The sequence below is a fragment of the Streptomyces sp. LUP47B genome, from assembly GCF_001746295.1.
In the GTDB taxonomy this organism is placed as follows: Bacteria; Actinomycetota; Actinomycetes; order Streptomycetales; family Streptomycetaceae; genus Streptomyces.
Window position 1 is genome coordinate 139,797 of the sequence record NZ_MJAH01000013.1, and the last position, 17,419, is coordinate 157,215.

A 17,419-nucleotide genomic window follows, 5' to 3' on the forward strand; every position below is an offset into this window, starting at 1 on the left:
GTCCTCGGTCCGGCGGCTCGGTTCCCTGAGTGGTGCTCGGTGACGGACGCCGGACGCTGCGGGCGGACACCCCCCACCCCGGCCCCTTCGCGCCGTACGCGGCCAACGGCCCGTCCTGGCGTGCGGTGCGGCCAACGGTCCGTCGTGGCGCGGGTGACTGCAGTTTTTTAGGGGCGCGGGGAACTGCGCGACCAGCCCCCACCGGGCCGCAGCCGCCCGACAACCGAACCCGGCACCCCCCTGGGCGCTACTCGGTCGGCTCCTCTTCCGGTGTCGCCTTCGGTACCGGCGGCGGAGTCGGGCGCAGTTTCAGCCAGACCAGGAAGAAGATGCCGAGGAGCAGCATCCCGAGGCCGGTCCAGAGGTTGATGTTGACGCCCTCCGCCTTGTCGAGGTTGGCGTCGGACGGGTTGATGCCGGCGATCGTGACGATGATGCCGTAGAGGACGAACAGGCCGCCGATGATGCGGCGCAGGTCGAAGATGCGGGCCGCGGTGGCCGACTTGGACTGGAGTTCGGTGACTTCCCGCTGGACGTCGTGTTCGGACATGGTTCCTCAATTCTCCCGCGGTCAGAACGAGAACGGGATGTAGCAGGCGGCCGCGAGGACGATCGCGCCCCAGCCCAGCAGGGCCGGCCTGCGGTACCAGGCGTCGTCGCCGGCGGCGGGGGGCTCGGACATGCCGGGCGACGTCGTGCCGTAGACGAGGCCCTGGAGTTCCGCGGCGGGCTTGGGGGCCGTGAAGAGCGACACGAAGACCATGACCACCCCACCGGCCACGAAGCCCACGATCGCGGAGACGAAGTTGGCGCCCTGGTCGGAGGGGATGTCGATGATGCCCTGCTTGTAGATCCAGAAGTAGTTCACCATCGCCGCCACCGTGCCGGCGAGCAGGCCCCAGAAGCCCGACTTCACGGACGCGCGCTTCCAGAACATGCCGACGATGAAGACGACGAACATCGGCACGTTGAAGAAGGAGAACAGCGTCTGGAGGTAGCTCATGATGTTCGAGAACGAGGACGCCAGGAACGCCGTGCCGACCGACGCGCAGACGCCGATCACCGTGATCAGGCGGCCGAAGCGGACGTAGTACCCGTCCTCCCGGCCCCGCTGCACGTAGCGGCCCCAGATGTCGTTCGTGAACACCGTGTTGAAGGACGAGACGTTCGCCGCCATGCCCGCCATGAAGGCGGCCAGGAGACCGGTGACCGCGATGCCCAGGACTCCGTTCGGCAGGAGTTGTTCCATCAGATAGGGGATGGCGTCGTTGTACTGGTAGCCGGAGTCGGAGGTGCCGAAGCCGGGGATCAGGGCCGCTGCCGTCAGGCCCGGGATCATCACCAGGAACACGATGAAGATCTTCGGGAAGGCCGCGATCAGCGGGGTGCGCTGGGCCGCGCTCAGGTTCTTCGCCGACAGTGCTCGCTGGACCTCCGCGAAGTTCGTCGTCCAGTAGCCGAAGGACAGGACGAAGCCGAGGCCCAGGACGATCGTCAGCCAGTTCGCGCCCAGCGGGTTCGCGCTGCCGATGCCCGTGCCGCCCCATGCCGTCGTGAAGTTCGCCCCGTGCTCCGCCGTCAGCTTGTCGGTCAGGCCGTCCCAGCCGCCCACCTTCTTCAGGCCCAGCACGGAGAGCGGAATGAGGGCCGCCAGGATCACGAAGAACTGGAGGACCTCGTTGTAGATCGCGGAGGAGAGGCCGCCGAGGGTGATGTAGGCGAGGACGAAGGCGCCCGCCACCACGATCGCCACCCACTGCGGCCAGCCCAGCAGGGCCTCGACCACGATCGCCAGGGCGTAGAGGTTCACTCCCGCGATCAGGATGGCCGCGAAGGCGAACAGGGCCGAACTGAGCAGGTGTGCCCACTTGTCGAAGCGCAGGAGCAGCATCTCGGGGACCGAGCGCACCTTGCTGCCGTAGTAGAAGGGCATCATCACCAGGCCCAGGAAGACCATGGCCGGGATGGCGCCGATCCAGTACCAGTGGACCGTGTAGGCGCCGTACTGCGCGCTGTTGGCGGCCATTCCGAGGATCTCCGTGGCGGCCAGGTTGGCCGAGATGAAGGCGAGACCCGTGATCCAGGCCGGCAGTGAGCGACCGGAGAGGAAGAAGTCCAGGCTCGTCTTCACCGATCGCCGGGCCGCGAAACCGATGCCGAGGACGACGACGAAGTAGATACCGAGGATCGTGTAGTCGAGCCAGTTGGTGGGGAGCCTGAGCTCGGCTGCCAGGTATGCGCCTTTTGTGGGGGTTTGCATAGTCAACAAGTGAACACCTCGACTGATGCGCTTTGTTTGATTCTGATGTTGACGTGAGTGGGGGGTTATGGTTACTTGTGTTTAGTTATGTTTGAGTGAAGGAGTCCAGCGGTGAAGAAGACCTCGACCCGGCTGGCCGACGGTCGCGAGCTCATCTACTACGACCTGCGCGACGACACCGTCCGCGACGCCGTGGACCGGCGTCCGCTGGAGCGGACTGTCACCACGTCCGAGGTTCGTCGGGATCCGCTGCTCGGCGACTCCGTGGCCATCGCCTCGCATCGGCAGGGGCGCATCTACCACCCGCCCGCGGACCAGTGCCCGTTGTGTCCCACGCAGGGTGAGCGGCTGAGTGAGATCCCGGACTCGTCGTACGACGTCGTGGTCTTCGAGAACCGTTTCCCCTCGCTGGCAGGCGACTCGGGGCGCTGTGAGGTCGTCTGCTTCACCTCGGACCACAACGCCTCCTTCGCCGACCTCACGGAGGAGCAGGCGCGGCTCGTCCTGGACGCATGGACCGACAGGACGTCGGAGCTGTCGCATCTGCCCTCCGTTGAGCAGGTCTTCTGTTTCGAGAACCGGGGTGCGGAGATCGGTGTGACCCTGGGTCACCCGCATGGCCAGATCTACGCCTACCCCTTCACCACGCCGCGCACCGCCCTGATGTTGCGTTCTCTCGCGGCGCACAAGGAGGCGACCGGAGGCGAGAACCTCTTCGACGCCGTCCTCGAGCGCGAACTCGCCGACGAGCGGGTCGTCCTGGAGGCCGAGCACTGGGTCGCCTTCGTGCCCTACGCGGCGCACTGGCCGTACGAGGTGCACCTCTACCCGAAGCGCCGGGTTCCGGATCTGCTCGGCCTCGACGAGGACGCGCGCACAGAGTTTCCCCAGGTGTATCTGGAACTCTTGAGGCGCTTCGACCGGATATTCGGGGAGAGCGAGTCCGCGACGCCGTACATCGCCGCCTGGCATCAGGCGCCGTTCGGGCAGTTGGAGGAGTTCGAGGGCGTCCACCGCGACGACTTCGCGCTGCACCTCGAGCTTTTCACCATTCGCCGTACGTCCGGCAAGCTGAAGTTCCTCGCGGGTTCCGAGTCGGGCATGGACGTCTTCATCAACGACATCCGACCGGAGGCCGCGGCACAGCGACTGCGAGAGGTAGCGAGTTCATGAAGTACCTGGTGACAGGTGGCGCGGGGTATGTCGGCAGTGTCGTGGCCCAGCATCTGCTGGAGGCGGGGCACGAGGTCGTCGTCCTCGACAACCTCTCCACCGGCTTCCGTGAGGGCGTCCCGGCCGGAGCCGCCTTCGTCGAGGGCGACATCCGCGACGCCGCCAAGTGGCTGGACTCCTCCTTCGACGGCGTCCTGCACTTCGCCGCCTTCTCGCAGGTCGGCGAGTCGGTCGTGAAGCCCGAGAAGTACTGGGAGAACAACGTCGGCGGGACCATGGCGCTGCTCGGCGCCATGCGCGAGGCCGGCGTGCGCCGACTCGTCTTCTCCTCCACGGCCGCCACCTACGGGGAGCCCGAGGAGGTGCCGATCGTCGAGTCGGCGCCGACCCGGCCCACCAACCCGTACGGCGCCTCCAAGCTCGCCGTCGACTTCATGATCACCAGCGAGGCGAACGCGCACGGCCTTGGCGCCGTGTCCCTGCGGTACTTCAACGTGGCCGGCGCGTACGGCAAGCAGGGCGAGCGGCACGACCCCGAGTCGCACCTCATCCCGCTGGTCCTCCAGGTCGCGCAGGGCAGGCGCGAGGCGATCAGCGTCTTCGGCGACGACTACCCGACCCCGGACGGCACCTGCATCCGCGACTACATCCACGTCGCCGACCTGGCCGAGGCCCACCTCCTCGCCATCGAGGCCGCCACCGCGGGCGAGCACCTCATCTGCAACCTCGGCAACGGCGAGGGATTCTCCGTCCGCCAGGTCATCGAGACGGTCCGCAAGGTCACCGGCCACCCGATCCCCGACGTCGTGGCCCCGCGCCGGGGCGGCGACCCGGCCACCCTGGTCGCCTCCGCCGCCACCGCCCGCGAGAAGCTGGGCTGGAACCCGTCCCGCGCGGATCTCGCGGGGATCGTCGCGGACGCGTGGGAGTTCGCTCAGACCATCGCAGGGGAGCAGTAGTGGCGGCACAGCAGGTCCGGGACGGTTTCGTCGAGCTCTACGGAACCGAGCCCGAGGGTGTCTGGTCGGCGCCGGGCCGCGTCAACCTCATCGGTGAGCACACCGACTACAACGACGGCTTCGTGATGCCCTTCGCGCTGCCGCACACCGCGGTCGCCGCCGTCTCCCGGCGCACGGACGGCGTTCTGCGCCTGCACTCCGCGGACGTCGAGGGCGGGGTCGTGGAGCTGCGCCTCGACGACCTCGCGCCGGAGAGCGACAGGAACTGGACCGCCTACCCGGCCGGAGTCGTCTGGGCGCTGCGCGAGGCCGGACATCCGGTCACCGGCGCGGACGTCCACCTCGCCTCGACGGTCCCGGCGGGCGCGGGCCTGTCCTCCTCGGCGGCCCTGGAGGTCGTCGTCGCACTCGCCCTGAACGACCTGTACGACCTCGGTCTCCAGCGCTGGCAGCTGGCCCGCCTGTGCCAGCGCGCCGAGAACGTCTACGTCGGCGCCCCCACCGGGATCATGGACCAGACCGCGTCCGCCTGCTGCGAGGCCGGCCACGCCCTGTTCCTCGACACCCGGGACCTCTCCCAGAAGCAGATCCCCTTCGACCTCGCCGCCGAGGGCATGGTGCTGCTCGTCGTCGACACCCGCGTCAAGCACTCGCACAGCGAGGGCGAGTACGGCAAGCGCCGCGCGGGCTGTGAGCGGGGTGCGGCGCTGCTGGGCGTGGACGCGCTGCGGGACATCCCCTACGCCGAGCTCGACGCGGCCCTCGACAGGCTCGGCGACGACGAGGAAGCCGTACGCCTGGTCCGCCACGTGGTCACCGAGGACGAGCGGGTCGAGAAGACCATCGCCCTGCTGGAGTCGGGCGAGACCCGCGCGATCGGCCCCGTGCTGGTCGCCGGCCACGCCTCGCTGCGCGACGACTTCCGTATCTCCTGCCCGGAGCTTGACCTGGTCGTCGACACCGCCCTCGCCTCGGGTGCCCTGGGCGCCCGGATGACCGGCGGCGGCTTCGGCGGCTCGGCGATCGTGCTGGCGGAGGCGGCCGACGTGGAACCCCTCACCAAGGCGGTCCAAGAGGCCTTCGCAGCAGCGGAGTTCACCGCTCCGCGGGTGTTCGAGGCGGTGCCCTCGGCGGGGGCGCGGCGCCTGGTCTGAGACCGGCTGACCGCTGTTTTGCCCGGCTTGATCCGAACTTGGGGAAAGCCGGGCCTCTCCCTGACATACGCCCCAGTAGCGTCGGAGCGTGAGTCGAGGGCGCCATCGCATCCTGTCGGCGATCGGCATCGGCTGCTACGCGCTGGCCGCGATCGTCGGCTTCTTCCTCCTGGCGGGCCACCACGGCTCCGGTCTCCTGGTGCCCCTGTGGATCGCGCACGGTGTGCTCCTGGCCGTGCTGCTGACGAAGCTCGCCGCGGACGAGACGGGCCTCTCCGCGGCGCTGGTCGTGGTCGGTGCCTCCCTGCTGGCGGTGTACTTCGCCGACCTGGCCCGTGACGACCTCACCCTGGAAAGGCGGGGCGAGCGGATCACCGCCACCGTCGTACGCGAGTGGCTCGCCCCGAACCAGGGGCGGGAGGTCAACACCTACGACTACGCACTCGCGCGCCGCGACGGCACCAGGGTCCGGGGCCCCGCCCTCCAGGCCCCGTCCGGCACCTTCGCCGTCGGCCAGACCATCACGGTGCTCGCGGACCCCGAGGGCTTGCTCCGCCCCCGCGCCCCCGGTGACGAGGACGCGACCGGCACCGTCCTGGGCGTGGGCGCGTTCGCGTTGCTCGTGCTCGGCATCGTCGCGGCCACGGCCCGCCGGGGCGCGATCGTCGCACGGCAGCGGGAGGAGCGGGCCCGGCTCGCGGAGCAGGAACACATACTGCGCGAGGCCCTTCGCACGGCGTCGGCCGATGTGCACGGCTTCGTCGAGGTCCACCCCGGTCACTACCCCGACGTCTCCCATCGCCGCGCGGCCGGCATCGCCGGGGAGCTGGGTCTGCAGCCGGCGGACGAGCCGGGCTCCTGGCGCTTCAGGCGCTGAGCCGCTTGGTCAGCGTGTACTCCGTGATCCCCGGCGGATAGTCCGGGATCACGCACACCACCTCGTATCCCTGCTTCCGGTAGAACTCCGGTGCCTGGAAGTCCCAGGTCTCCAGGCGTACGGAGGTGCAGCCCCGGCCGCGACGGGCCAGGTGTTCCGCCCGTGCGAGCAACTGCGAACCCAGGCCCGCGCCGCGGTGCCGTTCGTCGACCCACAGGTGGACCACGTGCAGCCAGCTCGTCCAGGTGTGGCCGACCAGTCCGCCCGCGAGGGCACCGGAGTCGTCCAACGCCCAGACGTGGAGCGGAAGTTCGCGTTCACCTGGGGTTCCGCGCAGCGCGCGCAGGATCGGGGAGGCCGCCGTGTTGGTGTCCCGCAGCCGTTTGCGGAGCAGATCTTGCCGGGCTTTGTCGACTTCTGTCTCCAGACGAAACATGCGGCTCACCATAAACGCAGCGGACAGCCAGTTCTGCAAATAACCTTCCGCTCCTGCTCCCCGGCCGTACCCTGATGAACAGCACCGGTGGGGGCCGGTGCTGATCAGGGGGCGAGACGGTCGGGTACGGCGCCCGAAGTGGGGGTAGCAGTTCCTGCACGGCGACGGCCGTGCGGTCATCGTGCTTCGGGAGTCGTACCCGCGGCGGTGTCGTCACCCGAGTCGTCCTCAGACGATGACGATGGGTATCCCCTGCTCTTCGAGAGCTTGGGGAAGGGGGTTTCGTGGTTCGTATCCGAGTCCTGGTCGTCGACGACCATCGCATCTTCGCCGAGTCGCTCGCCGCCGCACTGGCGGCCGAGCCCGACGTGGAGGTCTCCGCGGCCGGCAGCGGTCCCGCCGCGCTGCGCAGTCTGGAGCGCGCGGCCGCCGAGGGCCGCCGTTTCGACGTGCTGCTCGTCGACGCAGATCTGGGCGGCAACGTCCAGGGCATCAGGCCCGCAGTGTCCGTGCAGGACGGCAACGAAGAGGGGCTGGTCGACGGCATATCGCTGGTCGCCGGGGTCCGTACGGGACAGCCGGCGGTCCGTATCGTCGTGCTCGCGGAGAAGGACGATCCGCGGCGGGCCGCGCTCGCGCTGCAGGCCGGCGCCTCGGGCTGGGTCGCCAAGGACTGCTCGCTGTCCCGGCTGCTCACCGTCATCCGGGGGGTGCTGCGGGAGGAGACCCATCTGCCGCCCGCCCTGCTCACCGGCGTGCTCAGGGAGCTCACCGCCGCCCGCAAGCACCGCACCGAGAGCGAGCAGCTGGTGGAGTCCCTCACCCCGCGCGAGCGGGAGGTGCTGCGCTGCATGGTGGCCGGGCTCGGCCGCAAGGCGGTCGCGGAGAGACTGTTCCTCTCCCCGCACACCGTGCGCACCCACATGCAGAACGTCCTCGGCAAACTGGGAGTCCACTCCACCCTGGCCGCCGTCGCCCTGGCGCGGCGCGCGGGCGTGGGACCGGTCGACCTAGCCGGGGATGTTGTCGAACGGGGCGGTCAGCTGGCGTAGCAACCCGGCCAGTTCCCCGCGCTGGGCGCGGGAGAGCTCGGCGAGGATCGCGCGTTCCTGTTCCAGCAGACCGGCGAGGGCCTGGTCCGCGCGGTCCTTGCCGTCGTCCGTGAGCCTGACCAGCACCCCTCGCCGGTCGCTCGGGTCGGGCAACCGCTCCACCAGGCCTTTCTTGGCCAGGCGGTCGATGCGGTTGGTCATCGTGCCCGAGGTGACCAGAGTCTGTGTCAGCAGCTGTCCGGGGGAGAGCTGATACGGCGTTCCCGCGCGCCTGAGCGCGGTCAGCACGTCGAACTCCCAGGGCTCCAGGCTGTGCTCGGCGAAGGCCAGCCGGCGTGCCCGGTCCAGGTGCCGGGCCAGTCTGCTCACCCGGCTGAGCACCTCGAGCGGTTCCACGTCGAGGTCAGGGCGCTCCCGGCGCCACGCAGCGACCAGCCGATCGACCTCGTCCTCCATGACGATCAGTGTAGTGGTTGTGTCGACATGAAGTCTCTTGATGTCGAGTCTCTTGACATCAAGATAACTGGACGGGGAAGGTAAGGGACATGACGACCCCCACCTGGGACCCCACCCAGTACCTTCGCCACGCGGACCACCGCGCCCGCCCCTTCACCGACCTCCTCACCCGCGTCCCGGATCTGCCGGGGGACCCGCCCCTGATCGCCGACCTGGGCTGCGGCCCCGGCAATGTGACGGCGGTGCTCGCCGCACGCTGGCCCACGGCCCGGATCACCGGCTACGACAACTCGGCCGAGATGCTCGACAAGGCGCACGTCGAGTACGCGGGCCCCACGTCCGGCGGCGGGCACCTCGACTTCGCCCACGCGGACGTGCGCACCTGGGCGCCCTCACAGCTTTACGACCTCATCGTCAGCAATGCGACGCTGCAGTGGGTGCCGGGGCATGTGGAGCGTTTCGCCGACTGGATCGCCGCTCTCGCACCGGGCGGCACCTTCGCCTTCCAGGTGCCCGGCAACTTCGACTCCCCGAGCCACCGGCTGATGCGCGAACTCGCCGGGCCCATGGGCCTCGCGGAGACCCTGCGCCACGACGACGCCGTCCTTACGCCCCAGGCCTATCTGGCGGCGCTGGCCGACCTGGGCTGCGAGGTGGACGCGTGGGAGACGACGTACGTGCACCTGTTGCAGGGCCGGGACCCGGTCCTGGACTGGGTCAAGGGGACCGGTCTGCGGCCGGTCCTGACCGCCCTCGCCGACGACCCGCGGGCCAGGGAGGAGTTCATGGGCGCCTATCGGGCGGCCCTGCGCGAGGCGTATCCGGCGGGTCCGCACGGCACGCCGTTCCCGTTCCGCCGTATCTTCGCGGTGGCCCGGAAGGCGGACTGATGCTCGCGGCCGTCGACCATGTGCAGCTCGCCGCGCCGCCCGGCTCCGAGGACCTGCTGCGCGCCTACTACGTCGACGTCCTGGGCATGACCGAGATTCCCAAGCCGCCGGTGCTCGCGGCCCGGGGCGGGTGCTGGTTCCGGGCGGGGGCCGTGGAGCTGCACCTGGGGATCGAGGACGACTTCCGGCCCGCGCGGAAGGCGCACCCCGGGCTACGCGTCACGGACATCTCGGCGTACGCCGCCCGGCTGGAGACGCGCGGCGCGATGGTCCGCTGGGACTCCGGCCTGCCGGGGCGCCGGCGCTTCTACTCGTACGACCCCGTCGGAAACCGGCTGGAGTTCGTTGTTTGACCGGGGCGAGCCGGGTCACCCGCTGTGATGTCAGCGGAGTCGACCAGCGCTGGGAGTGAGACCGGTGGCAGGAGACCAGAAGGCCAAGGGCAAGAAGGAACAGGCCAAGGGGAAGGCCAAGGAAGCCGTGGGCCGTGCGGTCGGCAACGAGCGCATGGAGGCCGAGGGCCGCATGGAGCAGTCCAAGGGCGACGCGCGCCAGGCCAAGGAGAAGACGAAGGACACCTTCAAGCACTGACGGTCACGCCAACGCGACGGCCCGTGCACCCCTGGGTGCGCGGGCCGTCGTCGTACGCACCGGCGACGGGTCAGCGCCACTCCGCCGGGATGCGCTTCACCTGCTCCAGGATGTCCCAGTCTTTCGGGCGGGAGCTCGGCGAATCCCAGCAGGCCCCCTGGCCGAGCCAGTAGCCACGCAGGTTGCGCAGGCCCATCACACTGACGTCGCTCATGCTGGGCTCATTGCCGCAGCACGGACAGATGGCGCCCTCATTGGGCCGGCCCGTTTCCCAGAAGGGCTCCACGCCGTCGTCGTATCCGCAGACGCGGCAGACGGTCTCCCACTCGGGGCCGGGCGGCTGCGACAGTCCCCGTTCAGACGGCACGGAGCCGGTCTCCTTCGCGTCGGGAGTGCTCAGCGCCACTCGGCCGGGACGGCGGACAGTTGCGCCAGGACGTCCCAGCCCGCGGGGCGGTTCTTCGGTACGTCCCAGGGGGCGCCCCGGGCCACCCAGTGGCCCCGGGTCTCACGGACCTTGGACAGCTGGTCGTCGCCGAGACCCGACTCGATGCCGCAGCTGTCGCAGATCACGTACTTCGGCACGCCGTGGCGGTCCCGGTCCCACAGGAGCGAGCCGTCGTCGCGGCCGCAGACCCGGCAGACCGTCTCCGACTGGTCCTTCTCCGGCTGTCCGGTGTCCTTCACCTGCATCACTCGTACCTTGGGCTCAGCTCTTCCGGCGTCCTATCAGGCGCGGCTTCGCCTCCAGGCCGTCCAGACCGTGCCATGCCAGGTTCACCAGATGCGCCGCCACCTCCGCCTTCTTCGGGCGGCGCACGTCCAGCCACCACTGGCCGGTCAGGGCGACCATGCCGACCAGGGCCTGGGCGTACAGCGGGGCCAGCTTCGGATCGAAGCCGCGCCTCTTGAACTCGCGGCCCAGGATGTCCTCGACCTGCGTGGCGATGTCCGAGATCAGCGAGGCGAAGGAGCCCGTGGACTGGGGGATCGGGGAGTCACGGACCAGGATGCGGAAGCCGTCCGTGTACTCCTCGATGTAGTCGAGGAGAGCGAAGGCCGCCTGTTCGCACAGTTCGCGGGGATGGCCGGCGGTCAGGGAACTCGTCACCATGTCCAGCAGGCGCCGCATCTCACGGTCCACCACCACCGCGTACAGGCCCTCCTTGCCGCCGAAGTGCTCGTACACCACCGGCTTGGAGACGCCCGCCTTCGCCGCGATCTCCTCCACCGACGTGGCCTCGAAGCCCTTCGAGGCGAAGAGCGTGCGACCGATCTCCAGAAGCTGCGCGCGGCGCTCGGCCCCCGTCATCCGGGTGCGCCGGGCACGCCGCGGCTTCGCTTCGTTGCTCGGGGTACTGCTGGAGTCGGTCGCCACGGCGTCCATCATGCCGCCTCGGCGGTCTCCTCCTTGCGCCGGGAGCCGTCCCCGTCCGTGTTACGGCGGGAATCGATACGCGAGCGTGACGGCCAGCGCACGTCGTACGCCCAGCCGAGCATCTCGAACCAGCGGATGATCCGCGCCGAGGAGTCCAGTTGCCCCCGCATCACTCCGTGCCGCGCCGAGGTCGGGTCGGCGTGGTGCAGGTTGTGCCAGGACTCACCGCAGGACAGCACGGCCAGCCACCACACGTTGCCCGAGCGGTCCCGCGACTTGAAGGGCCGCTTGCCGACCGCGTGGCAGATCGAGTTGATCGACCAGGTCACGTGGTGCAGCAGGCAGACCCGGACCAGGGATCCCCAGAAGAAGCCGGTGAACGCGCCCCACCAGGACATCGTCACCAGTCCGCCGATCACGGCGGGCAGGGCCAGCGAGAGCATCGTCCAGAAGATGAACTGGCGCGAGATCGCCCGGATCGCCGGGTCCTTGACCAGATCCGGCGCGTACTTCTCCTGCGGGGTCTGCTCCTCGTCGAACATCCAGGCGATATGGGCCCACCACAGGCCCTTCATCAGGGCCGGGACCGTCTCCCCGAACCGCCACGGCGAGTGGGGATCGCCCTCGGCGTCGGAGAACTTGTGGTGCTTGCGGTGGTCGGCCACCCACCGCACCAGGGGCCCCTCGACCGCCAGCGACCCCATGATCGCCAGCGCGATTCTCAGGGGGCGCTTGGCCTTGAAGGAGCCGTGCGTGAAGTAGCGGTGGAAGCCGATCGTGATGCCGTGGCAGCCGAGGTAGTAGAAGAAGACCAGAAGGCCCAGATCGAGCCAGCTCACACCCCAGCCCCAGGCCAGCGGCACCGCCGCGAGCAGGGCGAGGAACGGGACGGTGATGAAGAGGACCAGCGTGATCTGTTCGAGTGAGCGCTTCTGCTCACCGCCCAGCGTCGCGGAGGGTGCTGTCGAGCCGTCGGTCGCCTTCGGGGCGTCTGCGATCACATCGGAGCGCGTGGTCATGGGCGTCCCCTGTGGGGTTTCGAGGATTTGAGACGGGGTGCCGGGCTGCCGGAATCCTTCCCGGGTTCCGTTACGACGGTCCCTACGGTTCCGTAACCTACGGCGTCGTAAGTATGGCAGCGCGGCGCCCGGCGGCAAGAGCCCGAGAGTCTGCGCGTCCGCATGGACACCTATCCTTGGAGTCGGTCGGACAGCGCGGTCCGCTCTGAATTCTTCCCGGATGTCCGGCTCGTATGCGGCGGCTGCCGCAGGCCGCATTCGGGTTCCCCTCCCGGACGAGCTTCAACACTGCAAGGAGCCGCACCTGTGAGCAGTGCCGACGACCTGACTACGAGCGCCACGTCGACCAGTAGTGAGTTGCGCGCCGACATCCGCCGGCTGGGCGACCTCCTGGGCGAGACCCTCGTCCGCCAGGAGGGCCCCGAGCTGCTGGAACTCGTCGAGAAGGTGCGCCGCCTCACCCGTGAGGACGGCGAGGCCGCCGCCGAGCTGCTGCGCGGCATCGAACTGGAGACCGCCGCCAAGCTGGTGCGCGCCTTCTCCACCTACTTCCACCTGGCCAATGTCACCGAGCAGGTCCACCGCGGACGTGAACTGCGGGCCAGGCGCGCCGCCGAGGGCGGTCTCCTCGCCCGTACGGCCGACCGCCTCAAGGACGCCGACCCCGAGCACCTGCGCCAGACCGTCGCCAACCTGAACGTGCGCCCGGTCTTCACCGCCCACCCGACCGAGGCCGCGCGCCGCTCGGTGCTGAACAAGCTCCGCCGGATCGCCGCGCTCCTGGAGACCCCGGTCATCGAGACGGACCGCCGCCGCTACGACACCCGGCTGGCCGAGAACATCGACCTCGTCTGGCAGACCGACGAACTGCGCGTCGTCCGCCCCGAGCCCGCCGACGAGGCCCGCAACGCCATCTACTACCTCGACGAACTGCACGCCGGCGCGGTCGGTGACGTCCTGGAGGACCTGACGGCCGAGCTGGAGCGCGTCGGCGTCCGGATCCCCGACGCCACCCGCCCCCTCACCTTCGGCACCTGGATCGGCGGCGACCGCGACGGCAACCCCAACGTCACCCCCCAGGTCACCTGGGACGTCCTGATCCTCCAGCACGAGCACGGCATCAACGACGCCCTCGAGCTCATCGACGAGCTGCGCGGCTTCCTGTCGAACTCCATCCGCTACACCGGCGCCACCGAGGAGCTCCTGGAGTCCCTGAAGGCCGACCTGGAGCGCCTGCCGGAGATCAGCCCCCGCTACAAGCGCCTCAACGCCGAGGAGCCGTACCGCCTCAAGGCCACCTGCATCCGGCAGAAGCTGGAGAACACCAAGACCCGCCTGGCCAAGGGCATCCCGCACGAGGACGGCCGCGACTACCTCGGCACCAGCGAGCTCCTGAGCGACCTGACCCTGATCCAGACCTCGCTCAGGGAGCACCGCGGCGGCCTGTTCGCCGACGGCCGGATGGACCGCACCATCCGCACCCTGTCCGCCTTCGGCCTCCAGCTCGCCACCATGGACGTCCGCGAGCACGCCGACGCCCACCACCACGCGCTCGGCCAGCTCTTCGACCGGCTGGGCGAGGAGTCCTGGCGGTATGCGGACATGCCCCGCGAGTACCGCGCCAAGCTGCTCGCGAAGGAACTGCGCTCCCGCAGGCCCCTCGGGCCCACTCCGGCCCCGGTCGACGCGGCCGGCGAGAAGACCCTCGGGGTGTTCCAGACCGTGAAGCGGGCCCTGGAGGTCTTCGGACCCGAGGTCATCGAGTCGTACATCATCTCGATGTGCCAGGGCGCCGACGACGTCTTCGCCGCCGCCGTCCTCGCCCGTGAGGCCGGCCTGCTCGATCTGCACGCCGGCTGGGCGAAGATCGGCATCGTGCCGCTCCTGGAGACCACCGACGAGCTCAAGGCCGCCGACACCATCCTGGAGGACATGCTCTCCGACCCGTCGTACCGCAGGCTCGTGGCCCTGCGCGGGGACGTCCAGGAGGTCATGCTCGGCTACTCCGACTCCTCGAAGTTCGGCGGCATCACCACCTCGCAGTGGGAGATCCACCGGGCGCAGCGCCGGCTGCGTGACGTGGCGCACCGGTACGGCGTACGACTGCGGCTCTTCCACGGCCGCGGCGGCACCGTCGGCCGTGGTGGCGGTCCCTCCCACGACGCCATCCTCGCCCAGCCCTGGGGCACCCTGGAGGGCGAGATCAAGGTCACCGAGCAGGGCGAGGTCATCTCCGACAAGTACCTCGTGCCGTCGCTGGCCCGCGAGAACCTGGAACTCACGGTCGCGGCCACGCTCCAGGCGTCCGCCCTGCACACCGCGCCCCGCCAGTCCGACGAGGCGCTGGCCCGCTGGGACGCCGCGATGGACGTCGTCTCCGACGCCGCGCACGCCGCGTACCGCAGGCTCGTCGAGGACCCGGACCTGCCGACGTACTTCCTCGCGTCGACGCCGGTGGACCAGCTCGCCGACCTGCACCTCGGCTCACGGCCCTCCCGCCGCCCCGGCTCCGGCGTCTCCCTCGACGGACTGCGCGCCATCCCGTGGGTGTTCGGCTGGACCCAGTCCCGGCAGATCGTCCCCGGCTGGTTCGGCGTCGGCTCCGGCCTGAAGGCGCTGCGCGAGGCGGGCCTCGACACGGTGCTCGACGAGATGCACGAGCAGTGGCACTTCTTCCGGAACTTCATCTCCAACGTCGAGATGACGCTGGCGAAGACCGACCTGCGCATCGCGCGCCACTACGTCGAGACCCTCGTCCCCGCCGAGCTCCAGCACGTCTTCGCCGACATCGAGGCCGAGCACGAGCTGACCGTCCGCGAGGTCCTGAAGATCACGGGTGAGGCCGAACTCCTCGACGCCACCCCGGTCCTCAAGCAGACGTTCGCCATCCGTGACGCCTACCTGGACCCGATCTCGTATCTCCAGGTGACGCTGCTCAAGCGCCAGCGCGACGCGGCGGCCGCGGGCGAGCAGCCCGACCCGCTGCTCGCCCGCGCCCTGCTCCTCACGGTCAACGGCGTGGCCGCGGGCCTGCGCAACACCGGCTGAGCCCGTGCACAAAGGCGGTGCCCCCGAGCCGGCCGGCTCGGGGGCACCGCCTTTTTCCGTGCTGCGTCAGGCCCGGCGCCGCCTGACGACGAGGTACGCTCCGGCCGCCAGCAGCGCCGCCGAGACACCCGAGAGCAGGCTGACGGGAGCGCCGTTCCCGGTCTCCGCGAGGTCACCGGTGGCGCCCTGCGCGGAAGCGGAGGCGGACGGGGAGGAGGAGGCCGACGCGGAGGCCCCGGCCGCAGCGGATTCGCTGGGGTCGGTGCTGGGCTCGGCGCTGGGAGAGGCGGATTCGTCCGACCCGGGAGTGCCGGAGGCCGACGCGGTCGGCGTGGCCGAACCGCCACCGCCCTCCTCGTCCGCGCAGTCCGTCCAGAACACCTTGTGCTTGGCGGCGCCGTTCTCGCCCTCGAAGTTCCAGAACAGCTTGTAGTGACCGTCGGGCAGCGACAGGTCGTCCGTGCGGCCGTGACCGTCGGTGCCCAGCGTGATCTCGCCGGACTTCACGGTCTCGCCCTTGACGTCGGCCGTCGGGGCCCAGGCCTCGATGTGCCAGTCGACCTCCTGGACGGCGTCGAAGCCGAAGGCGTCCAGGTAGAAGGTGCAGACGTGCGGCTCGTTCTTACGGAGCTCTTCGCCCGTGGTGGCGTCGTGGATCTTCACGGTTCCGTTGTCACCGGGAGCGGTGGCGTGGGCGACCGGCGCGACCAGAAAGGCCGCTGAAGCGACGGCGCACACGGCGCCGACGCGGGAGAGGATACGCATGGGGCAGTAATCCATCTTCGAGAGTGAAACGGGAAGATGTGGAGGGGGCGGCTCAGCTTCCAGCCCCGACTGACCTCTGGTCAATCACGAACAGACAACACTCACGTTCTTCACAGCAGCGGAGAACGACGAAAGCCGTCAGATGGCCACGAAAGCCGCCGTGAGCAGCGCGATCCCCGACCCCGCCAGCACCCACGCGGCCCGCGTCCTGCGCAGCCCGCCCGCCACGACCACCGACGCGAGCAGCAGCGCCCCGCCCATCGGCACCCAGGAATGGAGCACGCCGGCCGGTCCGGACCGTACGACGTCATCGGAACCGGGCTTGACCACGACCCCGTAGGTCTGCCCCTTGCGCACGGCCACGGTGTTCTCGATGACGGCCCGGGCCCGTGCCCGGGACCCGTGCGACAGCGGGGTGTACGGGCCCGTGCAGGCGTCCTCGGAACACCGCGTCACTTCGATCGTGCCCCGCTCACGCCCCTTGGTGAGCATCACGTACTGGGCGCTGCCCCAGGACGCCCACACCCCCGCGATCAGGATCAGCACCGTGACCACCCCCATCGACGCGAGCCGTCCGAACCGCAGTGCGGTGACCGAGGTCTGGCGGGCGGAGGCGGCGAGGGCAGGCATGGCGGGGATCATTGGCCATGGGATTGCCCCAAGTCAATCCGGGGCTAGGTGTTGTAGGTGCTCTGCGCCCGCTCGAGACCCTCGATCACCAGGGCCTCCACCGCGTCGGCCGCCCGGTCCACGAAGTAGTCGAGCTCCTTGCGCTCGCTCGACGAGAAGTCCTTCAGGACGAAGTCCGCGACCTGCATACGGCCCGGAGGACGCCCGATCCCGAACCGCACCCGGTGATACTCCGGCCCGAACGCCTTCGTCATCGACTTCAGCCCGTTGTGACCGTTGTCCCCGCCGCCCAGCTTCAGCCGCAGGACGCCGTAGTCGATGTCCAGCTCGTCATGGATGGCCACGATGTTGGCGACCGGCACCTTGTAGAAGTCCTTGAGCGCGTTCACCGGACCGCCGGACAGGTTCATGAACGACATCGGCTTCGCCAGGACCACCCGCCGGCTCGCCGGCCCCGGCGGCCCGATCCGCCCCTCCACGACCTGCGCCTGCGCCTTCCCGGCCCGCTTGAACCGGCCCCCGACCCGCTCGGCCAGCAGATCGGCCACCATGAAGCCGACGTTGTGCCGGTTGCCCGCGTACTCGGGCCCCGGATTGCCGAGGCCGACGATCAGCCAGGGGCCGTTGGCGGGGGTAGTCACGTCCATCTCTCCTCTGCACATGCCGCAGCCGCCGCCCCCTGGACGGGGGCGACGGCTGGAGCGTATATCGCTACCGCGGTGCCGGGCGCC

General features: G+C 69.8%; 20 protein-coding genes. 9 read left to right on the top strand and 11 right to left on the bottom strand.

Annotated elements, in window-relative coordinates:
• Positions 1–247 precede the first annotated feature (247 nt).
• Together BFN33_RS33645 and BFN33_RS33650 are read right to left on the bottom strand one after the other, a co-directional pair.
• A complete protein-coding gene (locus tag BFN33_RS33645) occupies positions 248–550 on the bottom strand; it encodes a hypothetical protein (protein ID WP_069763964.1) in 303 nt (100 codons plus the stop codon).
• 21 nt (positions 551–571) lie between these two features.
• Entirely contained in the window at positions 572–2,260 is a 1,689-nt protein-coding gene (locus BFN33_RS33650) for a sodium:solute symporter family protein (RefSeq protein ID WP_069763965.1), read from the bottom strand.
• Positions 2,261–2,371: 111 nt separating this feature from the next.
• On the opposite strand from BFN33_RS33650, the gene galT reads away from it, so the two are divergent.
• From galT to BFN33_RS33670, 4 genes are all read left to right on the top strand, one after another.
• A complete protein-coding gene (gene galT / locus BFN33_RS33655; RefSeq protein ID WP_069763966.1) occupies positions 2,372–3,433 on the top strand; it encodes a galactose-1-phosphate uridylyltransferase in 1,062 nt (353 codons plus the stop codon).
• A complete protein-coding gene (gene galE / locus BFN33_RS33660) occupies positions 3,430–4,392 on the top strand; it encodes a UDP-glucose 4-epimerase GalE (RefSeq protein WP_069763967.1) in 963 nt (320 codons plus the stop codon). The genes galT and galE overlap by 4 nt, the downstream gene beginning before the upstream one ends.
• Positions 4,392–5,546: a galactokinase gene (galK, locus tag BFN33_RS33665; RefSeq protein ID WP_069763968.1), complete on the top strand. Its 1,155-nt coding sequence runs from the start codon at positions 4,392–4,394 to the stop codon at positions 5,544–5,546. The genes galE and galK overlap by 1 nt, the downstream gene beginning before the upstream one ends.
• Positions 5,547–5,634: 88 nt before the next feature.
• Positions 5,635–6,423, top strand: coding sequence for a hypothetical protein (locus BFN33_RS33670; protein ID WP_069763969.1), 789 nt, complete (start codon positions 5,635–5,637; stop codon positions 6,421–6,423).
• Here BFN33_RS33670 and BFN33_RS33675 read toward each other — a convergent pair.
• On the bottom strand, positions 6,413–6,871 hold the full coding sequence (locus tag BFN33_RS33675) for an N-acetyltransferase (RefSeq protein ID WP_069763970.1): 459 nt from the start codon (positions 6,869–6,871) through the stop codon (positions 6,413–6,415). The genes BFN33_RS33670 and BFN33_RS33675 overlap by 11 nt on opposite strands.
• Before the next feature lie 272 nt (positions 6,872–7,143).
• On the opposite strand from BFN33_RS33675, the gene BFN33_RS33680 reads away from it, so the two are divergent.
• Complete coding sequence (locus BFN33_RS33680) at positions 7,144–7,911, top strand: response regulator transcription factor (RefSeq protein WP_057610411.1); 768 nt, start codon at positions 7,144–7,146, stop codon at positions 7,909–7,911.
• Here BFN33_RS33680 and tamR read toward each other — a convergent pair.
• Positions 7,870–8,367, bottom strand: a complete 498-nt coding sequence (gene tamR, locus BFN33_RS33685; RefSeq protein ID WP_069763971.1) for a MarR family transcriptional regulator TamR — start codon at positions 8,365–8,367, stop codon at positions 7,870–7,872. The two genes, BFN33_RS33680 and tamR, sit on opposite strands and share 42 nt — an antisense overlap.
• A gap of 89 nt (positions 8,368–8,456) precedes the next feature.
• Here tamR and BFN33_RS33690 point away from each other — a divergent pair, with 89 nt between their 5' ends.
• From BFN33_RS33690 to BFN33_RS33700, 3 genes are all read left to right on the top strand, one after another.
• The gene (locus BFN33_RS33690; protein ID WP_069763972.1) at positions 8,457–9,257 is read left to right on the top strand and encodes a trans-aconitate 2-methyltransferase; all 801 of its coding nucleotides are present in this window, start codon (positions 8,457–8,459) and stop codon (positions 9,255–9,257) included.
• Complete coding sequence (locus BFN33_RS33695; RefSeq protein ID WP_069763973.1) at positions 9,257–9,610, top strand: glyoxalase; 354 nt, start codon at positions 9,257–9,259, stop codon at positions 9,608–9,610. Before BFN33_RS33690 ends, BFN33_RS33695 begins: the two co-directional genes overlap by 1 nt.
• 64 nt (positions 9,611–9,674) lie before the next feature.
• Positions 9,675–9,848 carry a CsbD family protein gene (locus BFN33_RS33700; protein ID WP_069763974.1) on the top strand — a complete coding sequence of 58 codons (174 nt, stop codon included), beginning with the start codon at positions 9,675–9,677 and terminating at the stop codon, positions 9,846–9,848.
• Between the two features lie 70 nt (positions 9,849–9,918).
• Here BFN33_RS33700 and BFN33_RS33705 read toward each other — a convergent pair whose 3' ends face one another.
• The 4 genes from BFN33_RS33705 to BFN33_RS33720 are packed head-to-tail and all read right to left on the bottom strand — an operon-like array spanning position 9,919 to position 12,245.
• The gene (locus BFN33_RS33705; protein WP_069764100.1) at positions 9,919–10,215 is read right to left on the bottom strand and encodes a hypothetical protein; all 297 of its coding nucleotides are present in this window, start codon (positions 10,213–10,215) and stop codon (positions 9,919–9,921) included.
• A gap of 29 nt (positions 10,216–10,244) precedes the next feature.
• On the bottom strand, positions 10,245–10,541 hold the full coding sequence (locus BFN33_RS33710; RefSeq protein WP_069763975.1) for a hypothetical protein: 297 nt from the start codon (positions 10,539–10,541) through the stop codon (positions 10,245–10,247).
• Between the two features lie 16 nt (positions 10,542–10,557).
• Positions 10,558–11,238, bottom strand: coding sequence for a TetR/AcrR family transcriptional regulator (locus tag BFN33_RS33715; RefSeq protein ID WP_057610408.1), 681 nt, complete (start codon positions 11,236–11,238; stop codon positions 10,558–10,560).
• Positions 11,235–12,245 (bottom strand): fatty acid desaturase, encoded by a 1,011-nt coding sequence (locus BFN33_RS33720; RefSeq protein WP_062044123.1) that lies wholly within the window; start codon positions 12,243–12,245, stop codon positions 11,235–11,237. Before BFN33_RS33720 ends, BFN33_RS33715 begins: the two co-directional genes overlap by 4 nt.
• Before the next feature lie 306 nt (positions 12,246–12,551).
• Between BFN33_RS33720 and ppc the strand changes: the two genes are divergently transcribed.
• Complete coding sequence (gene ppc, locus BFN33_RS33725) at positions 12,552–15,293, top strand: phosphoenolpyruvate carboxylase (protein ID WP_069763976.1); 2,742 nt, start codon at positions 12,552–12,554, stop codon at positions 15,291–15,293.
• A 66-nt stretch (positions 15,294–15,359) separates the two neighbouring features.
• Here ppc and BFN33_RS33730 read toward each other — a convergent pair whose 3' ends face one another.
• The 3 genes from BFN33_RS33730 to pth all read right to left on the bottom strand — a co-directional run bounded on the left by BFN33_RS33730 (position 15,360) and on the right by pth (position 17,335).
• On the bottom strand, positions 15,360–16,058 hold the full coding sequence (locus BFN33_RS33730; RefSeq protein WP_069763977.1) for an LPXTG cell wall anchor domain-containing protein: 699 nt from the start codon (positions 16,056–16,058) through the stop codon (positions 15,360–15,362).
• 138 nt (positions 16,059–16,196) lie between these two features.
• Positions 16,197–16,700, bottom strand: coding sequence for a hypothetical protein (locus BFN33_RS33735; protein ID WP_088245443.1), 504 nt, complete (start codon positions 16,698–16,700; stop codon positions 16,197–16,199).
• Between the two features lie 32 nt (positions 16,701–16,732).
• Positions 16,733–17,335: an aminoacyl-tRNA hydrolase gene (gene pth / locus BFN33_RS33740; protein WP_069763979.1), complete on the bottom strand. Its 603-nt coding sequence runs from the start codon at positions 17,333–17,335 to the stop codon at positions 16,733–16,735.
• Positions 17,336–17,419 lie beyond the last annotated feature (84 nt).

What these genes read in the sequence shown, in the direction of transcription:
- BFN33_RS33645 (WP_069763964.1), bottom strand. Translation starts at nt 550, where the DNA reads ATGTCCGAACACGACGTCCAGCGGGAAGTCACCGAACTCCAGTCCAAG.
- BFN33_RS33650 (WP_069763965.1), bottom strand. Translation starts at nt 2,260, where the DNA reads ATGCAAACCCCCACAAAAGGCGCATACCTGGCAGCCGAGCTCAGGCTC.
- galE (WP_069763967.1), top strand. Translation starts at nt 3,430, where the DNA reads ATGAAGTACCTGGTGACAGGTGGCGCGGGGTATGTCGGCAGTGTCGTG.
- BFN33_RS33675 (WP_069763970.1), bottom strand. Translation starts at nt 6,871, where the DNA reads ATGGTGAGCCGCATGTTTCGTCTGGAGACAGAAGTCGACAAAGCCCGG.
- tamR (WP_069763971.1), bottom strand. Translation starts at nt 8,367, where the DNA reads ATGGAGGACGAGGTCGATCGGCTGGTCGCTGCGTGGCGCCGGGAGCGC.
- BFN33_RS33690 (WP_069763972.1), top strand. Translation starts at nt 8,457, where the DNA reads ATGACGACCCCCACCTGGGACCCCACCCAGTACCTTCGCCACGCGGAC.
- BFN33_RS33695 (WP_069763973.1), top strand. Translation starts at nt 9,257, where the DNA reads ATGCTCGCGGCCGTCGACCATGTGCAGCTCGCCGCGCCGCCCGGCTCC.
- BFN33_RS33710 (WP_069763975.1), bottom strand. Translation starts at nt 10,541, where the DNA reads ATGCAGGTGAAGGACACCGGACAGCCGGAGAAGGACCAGTCGGAGACG.
- BFN33_RS33715 (WP_057610408.1), bottom strand. Translation starts at nt 11,238, where the DNA reads ATGATGGACGCCGTGGCGACCGACTCCAGCAGTACCCCGAGCAACGAA.
- BFN33_RS33720 (WP_062044123.1), bottom strand. Translation starts at nt 12,245, where the DNA reads ATGACCACGCGCTCCGATGTGATCGCAGACGCCCCGAAGGCGACCGAC.
- BFN33_RS33730 (WP_069763977.1), bottom strand. Translation starts at nt 16,058, where the DNA reads ATGCGTATCCTCTCCCGCGTCGGCGCCGTGTGCGCCGTCGCTTCAGCG.
- BFN33_RS33735 (WP_088245443.1), bottom strand. Translation starts at nt 16,700, where the DNA reads ATGATCCCCGCCATGCCTGCCCTCGCCGCCTCCGCCCGCCAGACCTCG.
- pth (WP_069763979.1), bottom strand. Translation starts at nt 17,335, where the DNA reads ATGGACGTGACTACCCCCGCCAACGGCCCCTGGCTGATCGTCGGCCTC.